This is a genomic window from Mesorhizobium sp. USDA 4775 (assembly GCF_054062655.1).
Window position 1 is genome coordinate 2,413,776 of record NZ_JBSSFM010000001.1, and the last position, 21,539, is coordinate 2,435,314.

16 protein-coding genes and 1 pseudogene are annotated in these 21,539 nt (G+C 62.1%); 10 read left to right on the top strand and 7 right to left on the bottom strand.

Annotated elements, in window-relative coordinates:
- Positions 1-46: 46 nt before the first annotated feature.
- From ACVILI_RS11585 to ACVILI_RS11600, 4 genes are read right to left on the bottom strand one after another with little or no spacing between them, the layout of a single operon-like run.
- The gene (locus ACVILI_RS11585) at positions 47-2,905 is read right to left on the bottom strand and encodes a 2Fe-2S iron-sulfur cluster-binding protein (protein WP_038645033.1); all 2,859 of its coding nucleotides are present in this window, start codon (positions 2,903-2,905) and stop codon (positions 47-49) included.
- Positions 2,902-3,168 (bottom strand): sarcosine oxidase subunit delta, encoded by a 267-nt coding sequence (locus ACVILI_RS11590; protein ID WP_019856646.1) that lies wholly within the window; start codon positions 3,166-3,168, stop codon positions 2,902-2,904. The genes ACVILI_RS11585 and ACVILI_RS11590 overlap by 4 nt, the downstream gene beginning before the upstream one ends.
- A gap of 19 nt (positions 3,169-3,187) precedes the next feature.
- Positions 3,188-4,429 (bottom strand): FAD-dependent oxidoreductase, encoded by a 1,242-nt coding sequence (locus ACVILI_RS11595; protein ID WP_019856647.1) that lies wholly within the window; start codon positions 4,427-4,429, stop codon positions 3,188-3,190.
- Between the two features lie 5 nt (positions 4,430-4,434).
- Positions 4,435-5,847, bottom strand: a complete 1,413-nt coding sequence (locus ACVILI_RS11600) for an MmgE/PrpD family protein (RefSeq protein ID WP_240564867.1) — start codon at positions 5,845-5,847, stop codon at positions 4,435-4,437.
- A 169-nt stretch (positions 5,848-6,016) separates the two neighbouring features.
- On the opposite strand from ACVILI_RS11600, the gene ACVILI_RS11605 reads away from it, so the two are divergent.
- The 4 genes from ACVILI_RS11605 (at position 6,017) to ACVILI_RS11620 (ending at position 12,317) form a co-directional block, all read left to right on the top strand.
- Complete coding sequence (locus ACVILI_RS11605) at positions 6,017-6,904, top strand: LysR substrate-binding domain-containing protein (protein WP_019856649.1); 888 nt, start codon at positions 6,017-6,019, stop codon at positions 6,902-6,904.
- A gap of 194 nt (positions 6,905-7,098) precedes the next feature.
- Positions 7,099-8,754: an ABC transporter substrate-binding protein gene (locus tag ACVILI_RS11610; RefSeq protein WP_019856650.1), complete on the top strand. Its 1,656-nt coding sequence runs from the start codon at positions 7,099-7,101 to the stop codon at positions 8,752-8,754.
- 124 nt (positions 8,755-8,878) lie between these two features.
- Complete coding sequence (locus ACVILI_RS11615) at positions 8,879-11,299, top strand: GcvT family protein (RefSeq protein WP_038645039.1); 2,421 nt, start codon at positions 8,879-8,881, stop codon at positions 11,297-11,299.
- Positions 11,300-11,414: 115 nt separating this feature from the next.
- A complete protein-coding gene (locus tag ACVILI_RS11620) occupies positions 11,415-12,317 on the top strand; it encodes an SMP-30/gluconolactonase/LRE family protein (RefSeq protein ID WP_038645041.1) in 903 nt (300 codons plus the stop codon).
- 90 nt (positions 12,318-12,407) lie between these two features.
- Here the strand turns inward: ACVILI_RS11620 and ACVILI_RS11625 are convergent, their stop codons facing one another.
- Together ACVILI_RS11625 and ACVILI_RS11630 are read right to left on the bottom strand one after the other, a co-directional pair.
- Entirely contained in the window at positions 12,408-13,313 is a 906-nt protein-coding gene (locus ACVILI_RS11625; RefSeq protein WP_038645043.1) for an allantoinase PuuE, read from the bottom strand.
- A 47-nt stretch (positions 13,314-13,360) separates the two neighbouring features.
- Entirely contained in the window at positions 13,361-14,428 is a 1,068-nt protein-coding gene (locus tag ACVILI_RS11630; protein WP_019856654.1) for a pyridoxal phosphate-dependent aminotransferase, read from the bottom strand.
- 386 nt (positions 14,429-14,814) lie between these two features.
- Between ACVILI_RS11630 and ACVILI_RS11635 the strand changes: the two are divergent.
- Both ACVILI_RS11635 and ACVILI_RS11640 read left to right on the top strand, forming a co-directional pair.
- Positions 14,815-15,070 (top strand): annotated as a pseudogene (locus ACVILI_RS11635) (3-keto-5-aminohexanoate cleavage protein); the annotation flags it as partial.
- A 432-nt stretch (positions 15,071-15,502) separates the two neighbouring features.
- On the top strand, positions 15,503-15,838 hold the full coding sequence (locus tag ACVILI_RS11640) for a hypothetical protein (RefSeq protein WP_223217776.1): 336 nt from the start codon (positions 15,503-15,505) through the stop codon (positions 15,836-15,838).
- Between the two features lie 572 nt (positions 15,839-16,410).
- Here ACVILI_RS11640 and ACVILI_RS11645 read toward each other — a convergent pair.
- On the bottom strand, positions 16,411-17,553 hold the full coding sequence (locus tag ACVILI_RS11645; protein ID WP_027046557.1) for a mandelate racemase/muconate lactonizing enzyme family protein: 1,143 nt from the start codon (positions 17,551-17,553) through the stop codon (positions 16,411-16,413).
- A 133-nt stretch (positions 17,554-17,686) separates the two neighbouring features.
- Here ACVILI_RS11645 and ACVILI_RS11650 point away from each other — a divergent pair, with 133 nt between their 5' ends.
- From ACVILI_RS11650 to ACVILI_RS11665, 4 genes are all read left to right on the top strand, one after another.
- On the top strand, positions 17,687-18,322 hold the full coding sequence (locus ACVILI_RS11650; protein ID WP_240564868.1) for a GntR family transcriptional regulator: 636 nt from the start codon (positions 17,687-17,689) through the stop codon (positions 18,320-18,322).
- A 126-nt stretch (positions 18,323-18,448) separates the two neighbouring features.
- Positions 18,449-19,687: an ABC transporter substrate-binding protein gene (locus ACVILI_RS11655; protein ID WP_038645050.1), complete on the top strand. Its 1,239-nt coding sequence runs from the start codon at positions 18,449-18,451 to the stop codon at positions 19,685-19,687.
- A 107-nt stretch (positions 19,688-19,794) separates the two neighbouring features.
- Entirely contained in the window at positions 19,795-20,697 is a 903-nt protein-coding gene (locus tag ACVILI_RS11660; RefSeq protein WP_223217774.1) for a carbohydrate ABC transporter permease, read from the top strand.
- Positions 20,690-21,535: a carbohydrate ABC transporter permease gene (locus tag ACVILI_RS11665; RefSeq protein ID WP_019856663.1), complete on the top strand. Its 846-nt coding sequence runs from the start codon at positions 20,690-20,692 to the stop codon at positions 21,533-21,535. Before ACVILI_RS11660 ends, ACVILI_RS11665 begins: the two co-directional genes overlap by 8 nt.
- Positions 21,536-21,539 lie beyond the last annotated feature (4 nt).

A 21,539-nucleotide genomic window follows, 5' to 3' on the forward strand; every position in this document is an offset into this window, starting at 1 on the left:
CCGCGGCGCCACCCGGCATGAACGGAAACACAGGGGATGCTGGCATTTACATCTCCTGCCGTGCATTCGCGGGATCGAAGAAAGCATGACCGACCACCGGTGCTTCGACCAATTGCCCGTTCCGGCACTTTACGGTCACTCGGCTCCCTTCCGTGGCGTCGGTAACATGGACGTAGGCGAGCGCTATGGTACAGCCGAGCGTCGGGGAGAAGCCGACCGAGGTGATCTGTCCGACGGGAGCATTGCCGCGAAGCACGAGGCAGCTTTCGCCGGGAGTATCCCTGGCATCGGCCGGAAATCGCAGGCTGACGAGCTTGCGCGCCTGGCCCAGCCTTGCGCGCATTTCGATCGACCGCTTGCCGACGAAGAACGGTTTCTTCTTCGAGACTGCCCAGCCAAAGCCGAGCTCGTCCGGCGTGGTGATGGCATCGGTGTCCTGGCCGATCAGGATGTGCCCCTTCTCCAGGCGAAGGATGCGCGAGGCTTCGAGACCGTAAGGCTTCAAACCGTACGGTTTGCCGGCAGTGATCACCGCGTCCCAAAGGACGGGTGCGAGGCTTGACGGACAGTGCAGTTCGTAGCTCAGCTCGCCGGTGAAGCCGATCCGCATGACACGCACCGGCACACCGGCGACAACGCCTTCGCGGCCGCTCAGATAGGGGAATGCTTCGCGTCCAAAATCGATATCGCTGTCCAGCGCCTCAAGCACGGACCTGGCCTTGGGTCCGGTGACATTCAAGCCGGAGAACGCGCCGGTGAGGTTAAGGACATCGACCCGCAAACGCCATTGCGCATTCCAGAACAGCATGTCGGCGTAAACACGCGCGACCGCACCCGTGGTGGCCGTCACATAGAACCGGTCTTCCGCCATGCGGTAGGCGACGCCGTCATCGACCACCGAGCCCATCTCGTTGAGCATCAGGCAATAGCGGACGCGCCCGACTGGCTGGTTGGCATGCGCCATGGTGTAGAGGCGGTCGAGGAAGGCGCCGGCATCCGGCCCACGCAGTTCGAGCTTCCCGAGCGTCGAGACGTCGAGCAGGCCCACGCCTTCGCGCACCGCCGTGATCTCACCGCGGATCGCCTTTTCCGCCTCGCTTGCCTCACCATAGAAATACGGCCGCCACCAGGCGCCGACCGGCTTCATCACGGCGTTGAGCGCCAGGTGTCTTGCATGCAGCGCAGTGCGCCGTTCGAGCGGCTCGTGGTGGCCGGCGAGCACACCCAGCGTCTCCGGTCCGACCGGCGGGCGGGCAGTGGTGATGCCGACTTCGGCGACCGTGCGGTTGGTCGCTTCGGCAACGATCCTCGCAGTTGCCAGCGCGGAATGGCGCCCCTGGCTCGGACCCATGCCGACGGTGGTGAAGCGCTTGACGAGCTCGATCTCGCGATAGCCCTCCTTGACCGCGTTCAGCAGATCCTTGACCTGCAAGTCCTCGTCGAAATCGACGAAATCGCGCCCCTTTGGATTGGCGACGATCGGCTCCACATGGAGCCGGCTGGTGATGGTCGGCTTGTTGGGGATTCTGTCTTCTACGACCGCTTGGCCGAGCCGCGAAAGCGCGGCGGCCGCCGCCTGACGACCGCTGGCAATCGCGCCCTGCAGATCGCTGCCTCTGGAAACGGCACCGGCAAGGTGGATCGGCGCTTTCGGGAGAGTGAGTGTCATCGATCCGCTATCGGCGTCATAGCCGACCCTTGCTCCGGCCTGGCAAGGCAGTTGCCAGGCAGGCACCTGGCCGGCCGAGACGGCGAGCAGATCGCATTCGATCCAGCTTCCACCGACACGAACCCGGGAAAGATGGCGATTTCCCGCCGTCCCCTCGGCGGCGTCGATCGTCGCGGCCTTCTGGATCGTCACGCCCTTGCCGTGCAACTCGGCTTCGAAGGGACCTGTCTCGCTGCTGGATCTCGGATCAGCGACTAGCATGACCGAGACGCCGGCCTCGACCAGATCGAGCGCGACGCAGTAGCCTTCGTCGCTGGTGGCCAGCACCACAGCCTTTTGTCCCGGGCGCACGCCATAGTGCCGGATCAGCCGCTGCGCGGCACTGCCCAGCATAATTCCCGGCAGGTCGTTGTTACGAAAGATGGCGGGCTGCTCGATGGAGCCTGTGGCCAGGATAACCGCGCGCGCCCGTGTGCGATGGAGCCGGTCACCTTGAATCAGCGGCAGCCAGTTGTCCTCATACCATCCGTTGCAGACCGTCCCGATCAGTAGACGCAGATTTGGCAGCACCCGAAGTCTGGAGGACAGGTCAACAAGCATGGCCGGATCATACCGACCATAGGTCAGCGATCCGCCGATCTCCGGGTTCTCGTCGCAGAGCACGACATCCGCGCCACCCTCGGCGGCGATGATCGCGGCGTTCAGTCCGGCCGGACCCGCGCCGACCACGAGGATGTCGCAATGCAGATGCGTCTTGTCGAAATGCCGGTGCGGGGCCGTGGTGTCGACCACGCCCAGCCCGGCCTTGCGGCGGATCATCGGCTCCCAGAATTTGAGCCAGCTGTCACGGCGTGGTCCCATGAAGGTGCGGTAGTAGAAACCAACAGGCAGAAAGCGCCCCAACCTGTCAATGATCGCGTCGCGGTCGCGTTCGAGCGAGCCGTTGACGTTTTGGGCGCTGACCCGCAGCCCCGTGCTGATCGGCGTGCGGTCGGCGGCGACGTTCGGCTCGGACGGCAGTTGCACCAGCGTATTGGCGTCCGCGCCGGTCATTGAGAGGATGCCGCGCGGCCGGTGGTATTTGAAGGAACGCGACAGCACCCATTGTCCGGAGGCCGCGAGCGCGCTGGCGATGCTATCGCCGGCATAGCCTTCAAAATGCTTGCCCTCGAAAGTAAAGGGGATCGGACGGCTGCGGTCGATTCTGCTCCCCCAGGGCTCAGCTAGCCGATTCATGATTGGGCCCGACGTTCGGAAGCGTCGAAAGTGCGGATGATCTCGTTGGTGACGAGGTCGCGCTCGGCCAGGAAAAAATAATTGCTCGGCACATGCCGCCACCACTCAACCACCATACCCCTGCGGTTCTCGGCGCGGAACAGGTGTCGCGACCAGTCGGCATCGGCGGTCATATCCGGATCCGGCTCCGCGCGGACGGGTCCGAAAGATTGGAACTCGTCTATGTTGCGCGGGCCGTTCATCGGGCAGGTCAGGATCTTCATGGTCAGTGGCGTTTCATGGTCAGTGACTGGCCGCCGTAGCGCCCATTTCGTTGAGCAGCCGGAATGTCTCGAAGCGCTCAAGCGCGAATGGCTTCAGGATGTCTGGCACACGGCCCGTGGCGATGGCCTGCGCCATCCGCTTGCCGGCGACCGGCGTTGCCTTGAAGCCCCATGTGCCCCAGCCGCAATCGAGCCATAGATTTTCGAGTGGGCTGGCACCCATGATCGGGCTGTAGTCAGGCGTCATGTCGGTGACCCCTGCCCATTGCCGGAGCAGCCGCACACCTTGCAGGAACGGAAAGAGGTGGACGGCGCCTTCGGAGAGGTGCTCCTTCATGTCGAGCGTCGATCGCGTGGAATAGAGCTGGTAGGGATCGGAGCCGCCCCCGATGACGACCTCGCCGCGCGAGGACTGCACCAGATAGGTGTGCAGGGATACGGAGGAAACCAGCGTGTGCAGCCAAGGCTTCAGCGGCTGCGTCACCATCGCCTGCAGTGGATAGCAGCGGATCGGAAGCTCCACGCCGGCCATCATCGCCACGTCGTAATTCATCCCCCCGGTCGCGATCAGCACCTGACCGCAGGCGATGCGGCCGCGGTTGGTCCTGACGGCCCGGACTTGATCGCCGACAACCTCGAAGCCTTCCACTTCGGTACGCTGGTGGATCTCGACACCGCGTCGCGACGCTTGGGCGGCATAGCCCCATGCCACCGCGTCGTGCCGCGCGGTGCCGCCGTCGGCATGCCAGAGTCCGCCAAGGATCTCGAGCGCGCCGCCATAGTCCATGTTGAGAGACGGCACGAGTTCCTCAACCGCCTTCTGGTCGATCACTTCGGTCCGTGTGCCCAGATGCTTGCCCATCTCGGCGCGTGCGTGGAAGCTGCGAAGAGTTGCTTCCGTGTGCGCAAGGGTTAGCTGGCCGCGCTGCGAGAACATGACGTTGAAGTCGAGTTCCTGCGAGAGATTCTCGAAAAGTTCGACGGCTTCCTTGTAGAAGGCGATGCCCTCGGGCGTGATGTAGTTCGAGCGGATGGTGGTCGTGTTGCGCGCGGTGTTGCCGCCCGCGAGGTAACCCTTCTCGATTACGGCGACGCTGCTTATGCCGTGATATTTCGACAGGTGATGCGCGCACGACAATCCGTGGCCGCCGCCGCCGACGATGACGACATCGTAGGATGGCTTGAGGTCCGGCGTCGCGGGGATGTCGCCACTGACCGGATAGGTCCTGCTGAGACCGTATTTCAAAAGTCTGAGCGGCATCTAGCCTACCACGCTGGCCGCTGGAGAAGCGTACTGATCAATGGCGGATCGTAGATCAATACCGAAAGATCGGAAAAACGGCTTTCATGATCCGCAAGAGACAGGACTGCGTCCCGGATCGCGCTGGCGCGGCCCTGTCCCAGCACCGGCGTCGCGTAGTCCATGTACTTGGCCTCGATTTCAGCCTCTGTCAGAGGCGCCTCTGGTCCACCGCGCGCGTGAACGTCGCCGGAAGCGAGCACGCGCGCATCGCGGGTCGTGATCGTCACATCGGCCCAGCGGCCTGCCGGAAAGCGGGCGCTGTGGCGCGCAGATTCCGATACGCTGATACGATCCAGCATGTCGGCGACGGCGGCATCCTCAAGCCCGCTGCCTGAAATATGTTCCAGTCCGATGCGGCCATGGACAATAAAGGTCGCGACGGCGAAGCGCAGGCTGTACTGGGCCTTGGAGGTCGTGTCCGGCATGCCGTCGAACAGTGTTGCGGCGTAGTGGAAGCTGTTCACCTCGACGTGGCTGATGTCGGAGGGCCCGAGATGATGCGCATGGCAGAGCCCGCGCGTCGCGTCGATTGCGGCATGCGCCCAACGGCAGATCGGATACGGCTTCACATACTGGTGCAGCACTTGCCAAAAGGCGCCGAGATCCTGCCAATGCGTCGCGACGTCGGGCTCCTCGATCGTGATCGCCGGGGCGCCGGTAAAGCCGCGTTCGGCGAGCACGGCCGCGGACAGGCCGATCAAAGTGCCGACACCCGAGCCGTCATGCAGCATCGTCGGGTTCGCGATCTCGCGCATCATCTGGCTACGTGGGCCGTGATATTCGGCGATGCCAAGCGCCTGGCGCAGCTGATCGTCGCCGAGCCGCCGCAACCTGGCCGCCATCGCAACCACGCCCAGCGCGTTCCAGGCGCCCGACGTGTGGTAGTCGGACACGGTTGCATGCAGCGAGATACCTGCCCGGCCGGCGACTTCGTAGCCGACGACCAGGGAGGCCAGCGCTTCCGGGCCGCTGAGGTCGGGGAGCGCCTCGGCAAGCGCTGCCAGCGCCGGCACGACGGCGACGCCGATATGCCCCTTGGTCGGGCTGTAGCCGTCGTGGCCGTCGAGATTGTCGATCTGCGTTGCGGCCGCATAAGCGGCTCCGGCGATGCTGGCGCGGCGGCCGTCGAAAAGCATGCGCGCCGAATGCAGCGGATCGGCCGAGCCGTAGAGAAGGGTGGCGGTGTCGCGGGCGATCCGCCCGGCTTCCATAGGACCAGCCGCAATGGCGATTCCGAGCGTGTCGAGCAGAAGATATCGCGCCCGTTCCAGGACAGGGAACACATCTGCCGGCCGCCGCAACACGAAGTCGGCCAGGCGAACGGCAACGCTGGTACACGCGTCAGGCCCTTCACGCCGATGCGACGGCACAGCCACTGGCATTACTCCCCTCTGCGTCACGACATCATTAATTTGGGTTCATCGTGCTTTCACGCAATTAGTTCGGCGGCATTGGCCAAAAAAATTCACGTCTTGCGACCAGGCGCGATTGAACGCCGGCCCGTCTGTGGGATAGCTATCCCCTTGCGTCTTGCAGGAGTTAGCGATGAAGCCGCCACCCCCGTTGAACTATATCAGGTCCTTTGAGAGTTCGGCCCGGCATCTCTCCTTCACCGCCGCCGCCAACGAACTCGGATACACGCAAGCCGCTGTCAGCACGCATGTCCGCGCGCTCGAACATTACATCGGACGGCAATTGTTCATCCGCTATCCGCGCAGCCTCAAGCTCACCGAAATGGGCGAGGCGTTCCTGCCGACCTTGCGCCAGGCCCTCGATCAGATCGATCAGGCGACGGAGGCGATCGTGACCTCTTCGCGCAACCGCACCGTGGTCGTCTCCTGCCCGATGAGCCTGGCGGAGAACTGGCTGGCGGGTTGCATGGCCGCGTTTCGCAAGAAGCATCCTGAGATCGAGATCGTGCTGCACGGTACGATCTGGGAGGATATGAGCGAACAGATCGCCGACATCACCATTTCAACGCGGCGTTTCGACGACCGCCCGCCCGCGGGCATACCGCTTTGGAACGACGAGTTGTTGCTGCTGTGCGCCCCGGCGCTGCTGGATGGCGAAGACGCGCTGAAGACGCCGCGCGACATTCTCAAGGTGGACTGGATTTTCGTGCACGGCCGCCAGGAATACTGGCAGGTGGTCACCACGGCGCTTGGCCTCGACATGGACGACCACGACAAGGGCCTGTCGACGAACGCCTCCAACATCGCGCTCGAACTCGCCGCCATGGGAGCCGGACTGGTGGCCACCCAGCGGTCGCTTGCCCACGCCTATCTGCGTCGCGGGCTGCTCGTCGAACCCTTTCCGGTTCGGCCGCCGAGCCCCTGGAATTACTACCTCACCGAGAGCCAGCTCTCGAAAGGCAACATCGCGCGCATCGTGCGCGAATGGATCCTCTCGCGAGCCCGCGAAGACGGCGCCTGAAAGCCATCCGCGAGCGGCCGGCAAGCTCGCGCTCAAAAAATTGACACGCCAATGGCATCGTTTTTTTAGGCCTTTAGAACCGGGTTTTGGCGGTTCTTCGGGGCTTGAGCCCTTCCGGGATTTTTGCATCGCCCCTAACATGGCTGTCGCAAGGGGAATGTAACGGGCGGAAAGCCCTGAACCGGAGAACAACGATGACAATGTTCAAGAGCAACGGTGATCGCGTCCCGGCGGTCATCGAAAGCTACGCAGCCGAAGTCAAAAGCGGCAGGATGGATCGCCGCGAATTCCTGGCCATGGCAAGCGCGATGGGCGCTTCCACGGCATTCGCCTATTCGATGGCCGGCATCGCCCCGGCCAAGGCCGCGGCGATCGTGCCCGGCAAGAAGGGCGGCATCCTCAAGATGCAGATGATCATCAAGGACATGAAGGATCCGCGCTCCTGGGACTGGTCAGAGATCGCCAACGTCATGCGCCAGTGCAACGACTACATGATCCGCTACACCACCGACTTCACCTTCGAGGGCCATCTGGTCGAGAGCTGGGAGGTGAGCGACGACGCCACGGAATACACGCTGCATCTGCGCAAGGGCGTGAAGTGGTCGAACGGCGACGACTTCAACGCCGACGACATCGTCCACAACATCGAGCGCTGGTGCGACAAGGCGGCCGAAGGCAATTCGATGGCCGGCCGCATGGGCTCCCTGATCGATCCCGCCACCAAGAAAGCCGCCGCGGGCGCCATCACCAAGGTCGACGACCACACGGTGAAACTGAAATGCCATCAGTCCGACGTCACCATCATTCCAGGCTTTTCCGACTATCCGGCTGTCATCGTCCATCGCGACTTCGACAAGAACGGCGCGGACATGCTCAAGACGCCCGGCACCGGTCCCTATGAGCTGATCTCGTACAAGGTCGGCGAGTCGGCCTCGGTGCGGCGGCGCAAGGACTTCACCTGGTTCGGCGGCGAACCTTATCTCGACGGCGTCGATTGGACCGACTACGGATCGGACGCCTCCAACCCCGCCATCGCTAGCGCCTTCGAGGCCGGCGAGATCGACTGCAACTACCAGACCGTCGGCGGCACCGTCGATCTCTACGACAGCATGGGCCTGGTCAAGGAGGCGGTCGTCACCGCCGGCACCATCGTGCTGCGCACCAACGTGACCAACAAGCCCTATGACGACAAACGCGTGCGCAACGCCATCCAGCTCGCGGTCGACAACGAAACCGTGCTGAAGCTCGGCTACAGCGGCCTCGGACAGGTCGCGGAAAACCACCATGTCTGCCCGATCCATCCGGAATATTATGAATTGCCCAAAGTGCCGCGCGACATTGCCAAGGCCAAGGCGCTGATGACCGAGGCCGGTCAGATGGATCATGAATTCGAGCTCATCTCCTACGATTCGGACTATGTCAAAGACCCTGCCGACGTCGTCGCCGCGCAGATGCGCGAGGCCGGTTTCAAGGTCAAGCGCACCGTCATTCCGGGAGCCTCCTTCTGGAACGACTGGACGAAATACCCGTGGTCGACCACCGACTGGGGCATGCGGCCGCTCGGCGTCCAGGTGCTGGCGATCGCCTATCGCAGCGGTGAGGCCTGGAACGAGTCGGGCTACGCCAATCCGGAATTCGACAAGAAGCTCAATGCGGCGCTCGCCGTGGCGGACGTCGACAAGCGCAAGGAACTGATGAAGGACGTCGAGTTAATTCTGCAGGATTCCGGCATCCTCATCCAGGCGTTCTGGCGTTCGCTCTACCGGCACCATGCGACCTATGTGAAAAATCTCGGCATGCATCAGACATTCGAACTGCAGCTGGATAAGGTCTGGCTCGACAAGGCCTAGGCCGGGCCGTCACAGCAAATATCTCAGGGGCGCATGTTGCGCCCCTGACCTCGCCGGGCGACTGCGATTGACCCATCAGCTAAATCAAACGCCAAGATAAAGTCGCCGAACAAAGGGAAGAAACATGCGTACTCATGCACAAGCCGTCGTCATCGGCGGTGGTCTGATCGGCTGCTCGATCCTCTATCACCTTGCCAAGTTCGGCTGGACGGATGTCGTCCTTCTGGAGCGCAGCGAACTGACCTCCGGCTCGACCTGGCACGCGGCGGCCAACATTCACGGCCTGCATGATTCCACCAACATCAGCCGCCTCCAGCACTACACCATGGCGCTCTACAAGGAACTGGAAGCCGAGACCGGCCAGGGCTGCGGCATCTTCCAGCCGGGCTCGCTCTATCTCGCCCAGACCGAAGCGCGCGAGCACCAGCTAAGGCTGCAGGAAGCCAAGGCGCGGCGCTACAAGATGAATTTCTACGAAGTCGCGCGTGACGAGGCGGAGCGCCTGCACCCGCTGGTGGATTTCGACGGCATACGCTGCATCATGTACGAGCCGGAAGGCGGCAATGTCGATCCGTCCGGCGTCACCGCTGCATACGCCGCCGGCGCGCGCCAGCGCGGCGCCGAGATCCATCGCTTCACGCCGGTCACCGCCACCGAGGCGCAACCCGACGGCAGCTGGATCGTACGCACGCCGAAGGGCGACATCCACACGCAATGGGTGGTCAATGCCGCCGGCCTGTGGGGTAGGGAGGTCGCCGCGATGGCTGGCCTGCAGCTGCCGCTGATCCCGACAGAGCACCAGTATTTCGTCACCGAGACCATCCCGGAAATCGCCGCCATGGGCCGCCGCTTGCCTTCGGTCGCCGATCGCGACGGCGAGTACTATCTGCGCCAGGAAGGGCTGGGACTGCTCATCGGCGCCTACGAGCGCAAGATGAAGTTCTGGGCCGAGGACGGAACGCCACTGGATTTCGGCCACGAACTGTTTCCCGACGATCTCGACCGTATCGAAGAGAACATGCTGCGCGCGATCGCGCGCGTCCCGGCGGTCGGCACTGCCGGCGTCAAAAAGGTGATCAACGGACCCATGATTTGGTCGCCGGACAGCGCTGTCCTGTTCGGACCGGTGCCCGAACTCAACAATTATTTCTGCTGCAACGGCATCATTCCCGGCTTCTCGCAGTCGGGCGGCATGGGCAAGCTGGCAGCCGAGTGGATGATCGAGGGTGAGCCTTCGCTCGACATGTTCGCCTGGGACATGGCGCGCTTCGGTCAGTGGGCCGGGAAGTCCTTCACCAAGGCCCGCGTCGAGGATCAGTATAGCCATCGCTTCAAGATCCACTTCCCCAACGAGGAACGCACCGCCGGACGGCCCGTGCGAACCCGGCCCGCCTACGACAGGCAAAAAACGATGAACGCTGTTTTCGGCCTCAATTTCGGCTGGGAGCACCCGCTGTGGTTCGCCGCCGAGGGCGAGCCGCGCGAGGAGACGATTGGCTTCACCCGGCAGAACTGGTGGGGACCGGTGGGTCGCGAGGCGCGCATGCTGCGCGAACGCGCTGGCATCATCGACATCTCCAACTTCGCCAAATACGAGGTCAAGGGTCCCGGCTCCGAGTCCTGGCTCAATGCGCTGTTCGCCAACCGCATGCCGACAAGGTTAGGCCGTTCCTGCCTCACACCGCTGATCGGCAAGCGCGGCGGCATTGCCGGCGACTTCACCGTGACCAGGCTCGCGGAAGACGAATTCATGGTCATCGGTTCCGGCATGGCCGAGCGCTTCCATCAAAGGTTCTTCAAGGCCGTCCCGTTGCCGCAGGGCACGACCTTCCGCTCGCGCACCGAGGACCTTTGCGGCTTCAACGTGGCGGGACCGAGTTCGCGCGACCTGCTGCAGCGCTTGACCAATGAGGATCTGTCGAACGAGGCATTCCCCTTCATGGAGTCGCGCCGGATCACCGTCGCCGGCATCGATGTGGTGGCGCTCAGGGTGTCCTTCACCGGCGACCTTGGCTGGGAACTGCATTGCAAGGCCGCCGACCAGGTCGAGCTTTACGACGCGCTGCTCAAGGCCGGCAACGAAGTCGGGGCCGGACCGGTCGGATCGCGCGCGCTGATGTCGCTGCGCGTCGAAAAAGGTTATGGCAGCTGGAGCCGCGAATACTCGCCCGAATATTGGCCGCAGGAGGTCAAGTTCGATCGCCTTGTCAAAATGGACAAGGGCGCGTTCCTCAATCGCGATGCCTATGCCGCCATTGCCGAAAAGCCGGCACGCGACGAACTGATCATGCTGTCGATCGACGCCCGAGATGCCGACGCGACCGGAGGCGAGCCGATCTTCCTCGCCGACGGCACGCCGATTGGCCAGGTCTCCTCAGGCGCCTACGGTTATTTCGTCGAGCAGTCGCTGGCGCTCGGCTATGTCAAGGCAGGCTCCGCCAGGGCCGGCGACAAGGTCTCGGTCGCTATACTGGGAAGGCCGCACGAGGCGATCCTGCTGCCGCATCCGCCATTCGACCCCGAAGGCAAGCGGCTGCGCTCGTAGAGCCTCGGCTATCCGTTCGCCCGGTGAACCAACAGCGGAAACCGTTAGCAGGCCGGAAACGCCGGCGAAGCTGAACGAGGAAGATTTCGACCGCCTGCCAACAAAGGGGAATCGCATGATCAAACGGCATCTGCTGGGCACCATGTTTGCCCTGGCCCTCACATCCTCCGCGCATGCGGGAGACGTCAAGGTCATCAATGAAGACGCATGGTTCGCCGAAGGTCCGATCTGGTATCAGGACAAGCTCTTCTACGTCGAATATGGCCGCGGCACTGTGACCGTGTGGGACGGCAAGAAGAACGAAATCTTCTGGAAGATGGACGGTTGTGGCCCTTCGGCGGTACTGCCGACGACCACCGGCGAGTTTCTTGTCACCTGCTACGACAGCAACTCGATCGGCCGCATCTCCGCCGACGGCAAGACGCTGCCGGCCTACGACAAGGACACGGACGGCAATCCGTTCAGCGGACCGAATGACTTTGCGCCCGACAAGGATGGCGGCATCTACTTCACTGGGTCCGGCAAGGGCGGACCGCTGATCGACGCCTCGGCCTACTACATCGGCAAGGACGGCAGCGTGAGGAAGGTCGCCGGCGACCTGCACAATGCCAATGGTCTGGTCATGTCGAGCGACGGGAAAAACCTGTACCTGGTCGAGACCGAGGACAACAGGATCATCGAGTTCGACGTCCAGCCCGACCACAGCCTGTTGCACCGCCGTGTCTTCCTGCGCCTCGACGATCTGTTCCCGAACCAGCCACATATCTGGCCTGACGGTATCAAGATGGACAAGGCCGGCGAGATGTATATCGGTCAGAGCTCCCGCTCGCTCGACGCGCCAGGCAAGATCATCGTTGTCGACAAGGACGCGAAGCTGCTTCGCATGCTTTCGGTGCCGTCACCATCCATGCCGAACTTCGCCTTCGGACCGGATGAGAAGGTGCTCTACGTGATGGCGCTCGACCAGATCGATGCAGCGCCCTGGCACGGCAAGGTCTACGAGGTTCCGAACAAGTAGCGTGTTGCCGGCGGCCAGAGCAATTCCAGGAAAATTGTGAAGCGGTTTTCCGTCCGGAATTGCGTCAAAACAATGCAGCCGGACATCGTGTCAGCCACCGAATCGATCCAGCCAATGTTGGGCAAGGTCGGAGCGGCGGCAGATCCAGATGTCGGGATTGGCCCTGACTTTGTCGAGGAAGCGGGCGAGCCCGATCATCCGGCCGGGCCGGGCCGCCAGCCTGCAGTGCAGCGAGACGGTCATCATGCGTGGCGTGCGCCCGGCTTCGGCCAGCAGCCAGTCCACCCCATCGCTGACATATTCGAAGAACTGGCTGCCTGTCTCCAGGCCGGAGCCGCGCGAGAACCGGCTGTCATTGTTGTCGAAGCTGTGCGGCACGACCAGATGCCGCTTGGCATCGACGTCGACAAAATAGGGCAGGTCGTCATTGTAGTCGTCGCAGTCGAACAGGAAACCGCCGTGCTCCACCACCAGCCGCCGCGTGTTGAGACTGGGCCGGCCGGTGTACCAGCCGAGCGGGCGAATGCCGGTCAGGCGCTGGACGGTGTCCACCGTCAGCGCGATGTGATTGCGCTCCTCGGCTTCGCTCAGCGGCGCGTAATCGATCCAGCGCCAGCCATGGCAGACGATGTCGCTGCCAAGGGTCGCGATTGCCTTGCCGGCCGTCGGATTGAGTTGCAGCGCTCGTCCGACAACGTAGAAGGTCGGAATGATGTTCTTTTCCCGAAACAGCGAGGCCAATCGCCAGACGCCGACGCGTGAGCCGTATTCGTATAGCGATTCCATGTTGCGGTTGCGCAGGCCCGGCACCGCCGGAGACACGGCAAGGTCCGACAGGATCGCCTCGGAGACACCGTCGCCTTCGCCGATGCTGTATTCGGCGCCTTCCTCATAGTTGACGACGATGTTGAGTGCCAGCTTGGCGCCGCCCGGCCACTCAGCGGCCGGAGGCTTGTCGCCATAGCCGATGAAATCACGGACGGGCAAATACGGCATTCTCAAATCTCCTCAGGATGCAGTCGCAAGACATGCAGTCGCTGGATCTATTCACCGCGCATGTCGATGAGTATGTGCAGGGCCCGGTCCATCATCTCTTGCGGACCGACCGTCGCGCGCAAACAGTCCCTGAGGCCGTAACCGCCCAAGCTGCGGACGATGATCCCGGCGCCGCGCAATGCCTTCTCTGCTGCCTCCGCGGCGGCTGCGCTGGAGAAGCCAATCAGCACGAAGTTCGTTCGGCTTTCGGGAACATGGTAGCCGGCGGACCGCAGATCGTGCGCAAACTGATCGCGAATTCCGGCCGTCCGGGCCACCGTTTCGCGCATATAGGCCTGATCCGCCATGGCCGCCACGGCCATGGCGAGGCTTGACGTCGTGACCTGGTTCGAATTCTGCATTTTGCGCACTTGCGCCGCGACCGCAGGCGGAAACAATCCCCATCCGACGCGCGCGCCAGCCAGGCCATAGGCCTTGGAAAGCGTGCGCAACACGACGGTATCGCCACGCGCGACAAGCGCAAAGACAGGTGTTGGATCCTGATCGTCGAACTCGCCATAGGCTTGGTCGACAACCAGCAGCACATCCCTTGGCAAGCCGGCGCGCAAGCGCAGCAGTTCGGCGTTCGGGATTACAGTGCCGGTCGGATTTCCGGGATTGCAGACGAAGACGATCCGCGTTGCCGGCGTGAGGGTCGTGAGAATGTTGTCAACCGAAACGGCGAAATCCCGTTCAGGGGCCTTAAGATAGATCGCATCGACGCGCGCAACGGCGGAGGCCACGAAATTATAAGCGTAAGAGGTGCCCAGAACCTGGCTGCCCGGTCCCGAAAAGGCTGCGATGGTGCAGCTTATCAAATCCATCGAACCGGCACCGCACAAGGTCAAATCCGGCTCGGCACCATAGGTCTGCGCAATCGCCTTGCGTAATTCCGTCCAGTCCGGATCAGGATAGAGATGGCTGCGGGTCATCGCGTCTCTGCCGGCAGCAATCGCTCTGGGGCTGGGCGGAAAGGCGCTTTCGTTCTGTGCAAGGGTCGTCCGATCGTAGCCGCCGAAATTCGCCAGTGCGAACGCAGACATGGCCTCGATGTGGGCCGCTGCTTTCAGATGCATGATTTGTCCTTGGGAAACATGCTGGCGGTCACCTCGCGAGCTACCCCTGCCGAACAACACAAGGGCAAGCTACAATCCGCCTGCGCATGCACAAGCAAAAACTATCCGTGCAATGGCTTCGAAATTCTGGCCCTTGTTAGACAAGCTGTCACCAGGCCTGCTGGCGACCTCCTCGCTCGAAGTGTCTCTCCAAAGCGGGAACAAAGGTGATGAAACACCGCGTCGAATACCGGCCTCTCGCTGGTGCCCACACGCCGGCGCGTAGCCTTTCAGGACCATTAGAACAATCGTCGCTTCCCGTGCAAGGAAAGGATCAGCCCGTGGCCGACCTGTCGAAGAAAGTCATCATCACCTGTGCCGTCACCGGCGGCATCCACACGCCGACCATGTCGGATGCGCTGCCTTTCACGCCGGACGACATTGCCCGCCAGTCGATCGAAGCGGCCGAGGCAGGTGCCTCGATCCTGCATCTGCACGCACGCGATCCGAAGGACGGCCGTCCAACGCCGGACCCGGCGGCGTTTCATGCAGTTCCTGCCGCGCATCAAGCAGGCGACCGACGCGGTCATCAACGTCACCACCGGCGGCGGCCTCAACATGAGCGTCGAGCAGCGGCTGGCCGCTCCTCTCTTGGCCAAGCCGGCGGTTGGCCGGCGCCACCACCCGTTTGGTCGTCGTGGGTCGAACTGCATCTCCAAGCACGAAAAGTCTTTCCAGGCAGCGCACGGCGCTGCCACTAGGTGACTCTCGGCTTCGGGCATACTACACAGGCTGATTGATCTGAAACGCAGTCGTGCGCGGATGTAAAGCGCGATAAACATGACATCGGGCCGCGGTCTAGAATGACGTGGAATTAGGCGCGTCCACTGCCCAACGACGCTTGATGACGGGGAGAATTCTATGCGAAACACCATCCTGGGTTTCGTGGCAGTTGCCCTGGCTGCGTGCCAATCGCCTCCTCCAGTGCCCCACCACACCGCTCTCGAGCCTGCGTCAGAGCCTGCTACCGTCCCTCCTCAACCCGTCTTGGATCCCGGCGTGGTTCCTCCTCGCTCGGCAATCATGGATCAATCCGTGACAATCACTCCCCCTGCAAAGGGCATTCCGACAAAGTACGCCGCATTTTCGGGTATGTGGGCTGGACGATTGGAGGGGACGTATGAAGCCAAAGTCGCGGTGCAGACGATTTCTCCAAATGGCGAAGTGACGGTCACCTTTGCATGGGGGAATCTGGGCGACAACAATCCAGGAGAGGCCGCCGGCGTCGGAAAAATCATAGGCAGGACATTGAAACTTGGGCGCCTACCGAACGGCGCGGACGTCAGTCTTGTGATGCTGTCGGATGACACCCTGGCCGGAACCTATACGCTTGCCGGCCAGACCTACACGGGGATGTTCATCAGGCAATGATAAAGCAATCATCTAACTGATCGCATTGATGGTGCATCGCCTTCAGGGTTCTGACTGGTGCTGCAATTCACTGTGTGGACATTGCAGTCGTGGCGACAGGACTGGCGCAAAGCGGCCGAGCGGCCAAAGGTAGGTCAGTCGGAGATCGGCGGCGGCAAGCGGGGCAGTGGATGGATACTCCAGGAAAGACACGTAACGGTACTTTTCAGTTTCTGGCGGCGAGGACATATCGGCACCTGAAGTCGACCGAAAAGCGCGATTGACTGCGACTGATGCTGAAATCTCAGAATATCGTTCATGGCGATTTGCCCTTTAAAATCAAAAAGCGTAACTTTTTGGCGGACCATGCATTCCTCGGCCGCTCTCGTGAAACTTAACGTGCTGGACAGGGGCAGAAAGTAGCGGACCTGCTGCATCTCCATGAACTTTCGCCCCCTTTGGCGACGATTTTTGTCCCTTCAAAAAGCAGACATTGACATCAACAGCCATTGCGCCCCGGTCCAAGCCCCTCACTTTGAACCAACGACGATAGTGGGCCGACCGCCGCAGCCCTGGTCTGGGCTTCATCTTCTCTACTGCTTCACGGGAAGGCGTGGATTTTCCGGCGCGGCGCCGAGCTCCGACCGTGCCAGGCGCCTTGGCCTGATCCACTCGCCGCGCGCCTTTTCCGATAGGACCAATCCATGGCCTGGCCGATCGGGCGCGTAGGCGTAGCCGTCCCGGATTTCGATAGGCTGTTCCACCAGATGATCGAAGTTCTGAAATGAATATTCCAGCCATTCGACCTCGGGAAGCGCGGCCGCCATATGCACGCCGACCTCCAGGAACGTGTTGCCGATGCTGATCGGTATCCCGAGTTCGGCGGCCAGCCAGCCGATGCGCATGACATCCGTCACCTGGCCGTGGACATTCAGGATATCGGCCGCATGGGCTTCCAGGAGCAGCCGTTTGCCCTGGAGATCCAGATACTCGCCGCTGTTGATCTGGGTCCATGTGACGGCATGCCTGAGTGTTCTCAACCCTTCATGGTCGTGACGCAGGATTGGATCCTCGACCCACAGAAGTTCGTGGCCGGCCTCGCGGATCGCCACCAACTTCGTGAGCGCCTCCTTAGAGGTCCAGGCCTCGTTCGGATCGATCATGATTTTGGACCCGGCCGGGACACAGGCCTTCAACAGTTCCAAGCGCCTCAGGTCGCGGTCGAAATCCTGGTGGCCGACCTTGATCTTGAAAGCCGAGTAGCCAATCGAAGCCGCGTGGGAGAACAGCGAGACGAAGGCCTCATCGTCGAGGTGAAAATCGAGACCGCTGGCATAGGCTTTCACCCGGTTGCGGCGACTTCCAAGCAAGACATGAAGGGGCAGGCCAGCTTCTTTGGCCGCAAGATCCCAAAGCGCCACCTGAATCGCTTCGTGAAAGGGCAGGGAGTAAGCCCGCTGATTGCCGCCGCGCGGGCGGTGCACACGGTGGACCAGGGCGATCGCCCTGTTTCCCTTCAGGCTCGGCCAAACCTCATGTTCGAAAACGCTCTCGATCTCTTGCTGATCAGGCAGTGGATTGAAGAGCGTCTGGATGAATCCCAGCCCCACCTCGCCACTCTCGGAAACGAGCTCCAGCGCGGCGACGTTGACATCGTCGGCCCGAACCTGGCTGTCCCCGATTACCCGGTCGCGGGCGAACTGAAATCGGGTTATACGAAAATGCGAAAGGCTCATCACAAGGGCTTTCTGATCGGTTACGATATCCAACTGATCTATCAGATGGCATCTTAGTACCGGACCAATGGAGGGGCCGCAAGTGGCGGGCAAGGCAAAAACGGACTCTTCTCCCCTCGTGGCGGCCGCCCGCATGAGCGATGTCGCCTATGAACGAATCCTGGAGGGCTTGTTCGACCGGCGCGTGCCGGCCGGGGCATTCATCTCGCAAAACGAATTGTCCGCGATCGTCAACGTGCCTGTCGCCCCGCTTCGCGACGCCCTGCGTGTTCTTGAGGCGGAAGGGATCCTGACCATCCACCCGCGCTCCGGCATCCAGTTCGTCAGGCCTGGCCTGGAGCTTACGCGTGCCACCTACCAATTCCGCTCCATCGTCGAGCGCGCCGCGATCCGTGTCTTTGCGGAACAAGGCGATGAGGCCGTCATGAATGCCTTGGAAATCCGGCATTCCAGGCTGCTTCGGCGCGTCGAGCGCGATGGTCTCGGAAAAGAACAACTGGAGGAGATGGACGCGCTGGAGGGAGAGTTGCACGGCGCGGTCATCGCCGCGCTGCACAATCCCCTGATCGACAGCACCTACCGGCGCATGCACAATTATCTGCGTCTGCTGCGGCTCGACAGGAAGATCACGACACCCATCATGGTCCGGACGCTCAAGGAGCACCTCGATATCCTAGAGGCTTGCGGCACAAGGAATGCCGACGCCGCCGAGGCAAAACTGCAGGCGCATTTCCAGGCGGCGATGCAGCGAAGCCTGGGTCTCGTCTGACAGGTCAATCGTGATCCGTCGCTTAGTCCAGTTGCGCGCCGGGCGGTTGCATGGCGTGGGAAAGGATGCTACCCAAACTTCAACTGATCGATCAGATTGATGATCTGATATCTTGGAGGAGATGGGATGCAGTTGAACAAGAGGCAGTTTCTCATGGGTACGGCGGCCCTGGCGATGGCAGGGCATATCGGCGGCGCCCGTGCCGCGAGTGCCATCAGTTACTGGCACCATTTCACCAGCCAGTCGGAAATGGCCAGCCTGCTGAAGATCATCGCATTGTTTCAGGCGGCCAATGCCGATGTGGCGGTGACGCAGGAGAACATCCCGAACTCTGAATATATGGCGAAGGTCTCTTCGGCCGTGCTGGCCGGTGGCCGTCCGGATACCGCCATGGTGATCGCCGAGCGTTTCGCTGATCTTACCGCGATGGAGGGGTTGATCGATCTTGCCGATCGGGTGAACGGGTGGAAGGGCAAGGCCAATTTCCCCGAGAATCGCTGGACCGGGCTTTCCAGCAACGGCGCGATCTATGCGGTTCCCGCCTTCGCCTTCGTCGATTGGATGTACTACCGCGCAGACTATTTCGAGGAGGCCGGGCTGGCCGGGCCGCCCCGGAATTTCGACGAATTCCTGAGCGCCTGCCGCAAGCTGACCGATCCGTCGAAGGGTAGATATGCCTTCGGCATGCGCGCCGGCGCCGGCGGTTTCAAATATGTTATCGATGTCATGGAGGCGTTCGGCTCGCCGATCGTCAAGGATGGGCAGCCAGCCATCGACAGGGCCGCGGCGATCGAGGCGATAACGTTCTATTCCGATCTCTTCCTGAAGGAAAAGGTCGTGCCGCCGAGCGCGCCCAACGACAGCTACCGCCAGATCATGGAGGGCTTCCGCACCGGGCAGACGGCAATGGTGTGGCACCACACCGGTTCGCTGAATGAAATCTCGGCCGCGATGAAGCAGGGCAAACAATTCTCGACCGCACCCATGCCGGCGGGTCCGAAGGCGCATGTCGCTCGCGTTGCCTACGCCGGCAATGGCATCATGAAGGAAGACAATATAGAGGCCGCCTGGCGCTGGGTGAGTTTCTGGGGCGAGACCGATGCTGCCCTGGCCTTGCTCGAAGGCACGGGCTATTTCCCGGCCTCCGCCGCTGCCCTGCAAGATCCGCGGATCACCGGCAATCCAATCTATCACGCGGCGGTCGAAACGCTCGAGTTCGGACGTCTGCCGAACAATTTCGTGGGCGCGGCGGGCTGGTCCGAAAATGTCGTCAATCCCGCCTTCCAAGCAGTGCTCACGGGCCAGTCGACACCGGAGCAGGCTGTGGACCGTATGATCCAGGGCCTCGAGGCCGCCCTTCGCTGATACATCCCTGCACGGCCGGCTCCGGCGTGCGGCCATGCGTTGAACGCAACGGGACGATGCATTCGCATCGCGGATCCATGACATCAAGCTCAAGCGGATATCGGCCATTGCGGGCTCTCGGCGAATTGTCCGAGACCCGCTACTGGATGTATTTGCTGCTCCTTCCCAGCCTCGTCATGATCCTCCTGGTGATCGCCTATCCGACGCTTTACGGCATGGCCATCAGTTTTCGCGAGATGCGTCTGACGCGTCCCGGTCTGGGTGGCTGGGTCGGCTTCAAACATTATGCGGCAATGTGGTCCGATCCTGTCTTCTGGATCGCCCTGAAGAACACGGTCGTCTGGGTCACCGCGGCCGTCGTGCTGGAATTGGCGCTCGGCCTTCTCGCCGCGACCGCCCTCAACAGGGATTTGCCGGGCACGAAGATCTTCGCCGTGCTGATCCTGCTTCCCTATTTCCTGCCCAACGTCGTGGCGGGTCATATGTGGGCCCTGCTGCTCGATCCGAGGCTTGGGGTCATCAACGATCTTCTCGTCCGCGCGGGCGTCCTGCACACCTACAAGGCATGGTTCGCGGATCCCAATACCGCGCTTGCGGCGACCGTCCTTGTCGAGGCGTGGCACGGATTTCCATTCTTCGCGCTGCTGTTGCTCGCGGGCCTGAAGAGCATTCCCGAAGATCTCTACAAGGCAGCCGCGGTGGACGGCGCGGGCGTCCCGGCGCAGCTCAGGCTGATCACCTTGCCGATGCTCAAGACCGTGATTGCGGCGGCGGTGATCCTGCGCGTCATCGGGCTGGTCAATTCGCCCGATCTGCTCCTCATTCTCACCGGTGGCGGACCGGGAGATGCCACGCAGGTCCTGTCGCTATACGCCTTCCAGACCGCGTACAAGGAATTCAATTTCGGCTACGCATCCGCCCTGTCGGTGGTGATGTTCGTAATCCTGATGATCTTCGCGACGGCATATATCCGCCTGTCCAGGATCACCAAGGGAGACGGCGATGATTGAAAGCAAGCGCCGCCGGCGGGTGATCGCCAACATCGCCACCTACTTGGTCCTCGCGACCCTGTCGATGTTCTGCATCGGTCCGATGATTTGGATGTTTCTGACATCGCTAAAATACGAGGCCGACATCGTCACCCAGACCATGCAGTACATACCGAGGCGCGTCACCTTCGACAATTATGTGGCGATCTGGACGCAGTCCGGTTTCCCGCGGCTGATAGCCAACAGCCTGGTCGTCACCTTCCTGACGGTGACGATCTGCGTCGCCACGGGCACGCTCGCCGCCTATGCATTTTCACGCTTCGCATTTCGCGGCCGAACGCAGCTCATGCTCGGCTATCTCGTCGTGCGCATGTTCCCCGCCGTGATGATGATCATTCCCCTTTATGTCGTCATGCGTGGCGTCGGCCTCGTCGACAGCCGTTTCGGACTTGCGCTTGCCTATACGAGTTTCCTTTTGCCGCTGTTCGTGTGGATGCTCAAAGGTTTCTTTGATTCCGCACCCAAGGAACTCGAGAGCGCGGCGCGCATCGACGGCTCGACAAGGCTTGGCGCCATGGTCCGCATCGTCATGCCGCTTGCGCGCAACGGTCTGGTGGCAAGTTCGGTGTTCATTGCCATCGCTGCCTGGAACGAGTTCTTGTTCGCCCTGATGCTGACGACAGGGCAGGGATCACGCACCTGGCCCGTGGGCCTGCAGTTGATGGTCGGCGAATTCCAGCTTCCATGGGGTGTGCTGGCGGCAGGCGGCATTCTCAGCATCCTGCCTGTCATCGTCCTCTTCGCCATCGTCCAGCGAACCATGGTTCAGGGGCTGACCGCGGGCGCCATCAAAGGTTAGGACG

What these genes read in the sequence shown, in the direction of transcription:
- ACVILI_RS11585 (WP_038645033.1), bottom strand. Translation starts at nt 2,905, where the DNA reads ATGAATCGGCTAGCTGAGCCCTGGGGGAGCAGAATCGACCGCAGCCGT.
- ACVILI_RS11590 (WP_019856646.1), bottom strand. Translation starts at nt 3,168, where the DNA reads ATGAAGATCCTGACCTGCCCGATGAACGGCCCGCGCAACATAGACGAG.
- ACVILI_RS11595 (WP_019856647.1), bottom strand. Translation starts at nt 4,429, where the DNA reads ATGCCGCTCAGACTTTTGAAATACGGTCTCAGCAGGACCTATCCGGTC.
- ACVILI_RS11605 (WP_019856649.1), top strand. Translation starts at nt 6,017, where the DNA reads ATGAAGCCGCCACCCCCGTTGAACTATATCAGGTCCTTTGAGAGTTCG.
- ACVILI_RS11610 (WP_019856650.1), top strand. Translation starts at nt 7,099, where the DNA reads ATGACAATGTTCAAGAGCAACGGTGATCGCGTCCCGGCGGTCATCGAA.
- ACVILI_RS11615 (WP_038645039.1), top strand. Translation starts at nt 8,879, where the DNA reads ATGCGTACTCATGCACAAGCCGTCGTCATCGGCGGTGGTCTGATCGGC.
- ACVILI_RS11620 (WP_038645041.1), top strand. Translation starts at nt 11,415, where the DNA reads ATGATCAAACGGCATCTGCTGGGCACCATGTTTGCCCTGGCCCTCACA.
- ACVILI_RS11625 (WP_038645043.1), bottom strand. Translation starts at nt 13,313, where the DNA reads ATGCCGTATTTGCCCGTCCGTGATTTCATCGGCTATGGCGACAAGCCT.
- ACVILI_RS11630 (WP_019856654.1), bottom strand. Translation starts at nt 14,428, where the DNA reads ATGCATCTGAAAGCAGCGGCCCACATCGAGGCCATGTCTGCGTTCGCA.
- ACVILI_RS11645 (WP_027046557.1), bottom strand. Translation starts at nt 17,553, where the DNA reads ATGAGCCTTTCGCATTTTCGTATAACCCGATTTCAGTTCGCCCGCGAC.
- ACVILI_RS11650 (WP_240564868.1), top strand. Translation starts at nt 17,687, where the DNA reads ATGAGCGATGTCGCCTATGAACGAATCCTGGAGGGCTTGTTCGACCGG.
- ACVILI_RS11655 (WP_038645050.1), top strand. Translation starts at nt 18,449, where the DNA reads ATGCAGTTGAACAAGAGGCAGTTTCTCATGGGTACGGCGGCCCTGGCG.
- ACVILI_RS11665 (WP_019856663.1), top strand. Translation starts at nt 20,690, where the DNA reads ATGATTGAAAGCAAGCGCCGCCGGCGGGTGATCGCCAACATCGCCACC.